This window comes from Mycobacterium sp., assembly GCF_049280035.1.
Lineage (GTDB): Bacteria > Actinomycetota > Actinomycetes > Mycobacteriales > Mycobacteriaceae > Mycobacterium.
The window spans coordinates 1-2,427 of record NZ_JBAPPI010000036.1 but is presented as its reverse complement, the minus strand read 5'-3'; the positions used below and the strand labels follow the sequence as shown (position 1 = coordinate 2,427).

3 protein-coding genes and 1 pseudogene are annotated in these 2,427 nt (G+C 66.8%); all 4 read right to left on the bottom strand.

Annotation, left to right across the window (positions count from 1 at the left end):
- Positions 1-495 (bottom strand): annotated as a pseudogene (gene marP, locus WAN71_RS01200) (acid resistance serine protease MarP); the annotation flags it as partial.
- A complete protein-coding gene (locus tag WAN71_RS01195; RefSeq protein WP_422223578.1) occupies positions 495-1,316 on the bottom strand; it encodes an NUDIX hydrolase in 822 nt (273 codons plus the stop codon). The pseudogene marP and the gene WAN71_RS01195, both read right to left, overlap by 1 nt.
- A 41-nt stretch (positions 1,317-1,357) precedes the next feature.
- Positions 1,358-2,008 (bottom strand): TlpA family protein disulfide reductase, encoded by a 651-nt coding sequence (locus WAN71_RS01190; protein WP_422223577.1) that lies wholly within the window; start codon positions 2,006-2,008, stop codon positions 1,358-1,360.
- 18 nt (positions 2,009-2,026) lie between these two features.
- Positions 2,027-2,427, bottom strand: a 401-nt coding sequence (locus WAN71_RS01185) for an endonuclease III domain-containing protein (protein ID WP_422223576.1), incomplete at its 5' end; no start/stop codon positions are given.

The following is a 2,427-nucleotide window of genomic DNA, read 5'->3' as shown; positions in this document are numbered from 1 at the left end:
GTTCAACATCGACGACAACCGCTTGGGCACCGTCTTCAACCACGGCGGTGCGACCCCGTCGACCTGAGCCAGCACCCGTGACCCCCGCACCGCGGCAGCCAATCTCGGCAGGCCCGACGACGCGGTTATCGGAATTGCCAGCAGCCATGCCGCCACCAGCACCACCACCAGCTGCACTGCCACCCCGATCAGCGAATCGAAGAATCGCACTGCGCTGCTGTGGATCGCGCCGCGCACCGCGCGTCCAAGCACCACACCAGCGACCTCGCCGACGACGACCAACCCCAGGACCAGAAACAAGGCGGCGAACAGTTTGGCCCGCGGTTGGCTGATCTGGGCGACAAGATGCGGAGCCAGCAGGACGCCTGCGATCGCACCGAGTAGCACACCGACGAATGACAGCAGCGAGCCTAGTGCACCCGAGCGCCAACCCGAGATCGCCGCGATGAAAGCAACACCCAGCACCGCGATGTCGAGCCATTGTGATGAGGTCATCAGTCGTCATCCTCGTCGCCGACTAGAGCCATCGCTTCATCCAACTCCCGAATATCACTGGTGTCCCAGGGTTTAGCCCAACCGGCCACGTCCAGCATCGCCGAAATCACCTGGCCGGTGAAACCCCAAACCAGCATCTCGTTCAACAGAAAAGCCGGCCCGGCGAAGCGGCGGTGCAACGAGCTGCGGTACACCATCAGCCGATTGACCGGATTGATGAAGGCCCGCACCGGCACCCGGGCCACGATTGCTGTCTCCGCCCGATCGACGACGGCCACCGGTCCCGGATCGGGCGAATACGCCAGCACCGGCACGACGTGAAAACCCGACGGCGCGATGAATGTTCGCTCCATCGTGGTCAGCGGATGCACCCTGCCGGTGTCGATGCCGGTCTCTTCGTGTGCCTCTCGCAGCGCGGTCGCCACCGGCCCGTCGTCGTCCGGATCGGAGGCGCCGCCCGGGAACGCAGCTTGGCCGGCATGGTGACGCAATGTGGAGGCCCGCACTGTGAGCAGCAGATCGGCTTCATCCGGAGGGGAGTCGGGCCGAGCGCCGTTGGCTTGGCCGGACGGGGGACCGGAAAACAGCACCAGCACCGCTGCGTCGCGTCCATCTTTGCGAATCGAGGCCGTGGCCTTGGCGGCAGTCACCATGGCCAGTACATCGGCGGGAAGACGACGGCGGTAAGCGTCGGGCACCTGACCGACGTTGTCGACCAATGGACGCAGCCAGGACGGGCCGAGCTCAGGCCTCAACTGAATCGTTCCTGGCGAGTGGGTGAGGTCTTCACCGCGCGGTCGTGGAGTGCCCCCTGCGCTCACCGGCCCCTCCTTCGTCCAATTGCCCGGCCGCTCGCCGGGCGTCATCGCGCCGGATCTCCGAGCGCAGCTGCGATCTCGTCGGCGTTGGCGAAAGCGCGCGGCAGGGTCTGCGCAACGCTACCGTCCAATCTCAGCACTACTGTCGCGGGCATCACATTTGGCACCCGTAACGCCGCCGCGATCCGACGGCTGCCGTCCTGCAGGGTCGGCAATCGGACACCCAGGTCCGCCAATCGCAGCAAGGCCGCCGTCTCGTTCTCGTCCTGGTGCACCGTCACCACCATCACATCGGTCCCGACCCGTCGTTGATACTCGGCCATCGCAGGGAGTTCGGCCGCGCAGGGTGCACACCAGTACGCCCACAAGTTGAGAACCACCCGATGCCCGGCCAGGGCCGGACCGACGTCAACGACCGAGCCGTCGGCTGCGCATTCCGCGGTCACACCGCGCAACGCCGGCGGACCGGGATCGGTGCCCGGGTGCGGACACGGCGCGAGGTCGGCACGCTGCCGCGGTCCCGCCAGCGCCGCTGGGGTGTCGGCGTCACGATGCTCGTGGCCGGAACTGGTCGGTGGGGCGGTTGACGAGTGGGAACTATCACGCAACTCAACCAGCAACGCCGCGACCAATGCCGCGACGACCGCCAGCACCGCGACGGTCCAGCGGGCGGTTCGAGGCGTGAAAGTGGTCATCTGGTGGGCGGTGCTGCGCTACAACCCGGCCATCGACAACAGGTGCTCGGTTTCCGGGCCCTGCACCAGGGCGGCAGCGATCAGCGGTTCGGTGGGCCCAGTTCCGAACGAGGGACAGTCCTTGGCCAACACGCAGACCCCGCATGCCGGTTTGCGGGCGTGGCACACCCGGCGACCGTGGAAGATCACCCGGTGACTGAGCAGGGTCCACTCCTTGCGTTCGATGAGTTCGCCGACCGCATGCTCGACTTTGACCGGGTCCTCTTCGGCCGTCCAGCGCCAGCGCCGAACCAGCCGCCCGAAATGGGTGTCGACGGTGATTCCGGGGACATCGAATGCGTTTCCCAGGATGACGTTGGCGGTCTTGCGGCCCACCCCGGGCAGCGTCACGAGTTCGTTCATGGTGGCCGGCACTTCGC

Bases quoted from the DNA above. Each gene is read 5' to 3' on its own strand.
- WAN71_RS01190 (WP_422223577.1), bottom strand. From the start codon at position 2,008: ATGACCACTTTCACGCCTCGAACCGCCCGCTGGACCGTCGCGGTGCTG.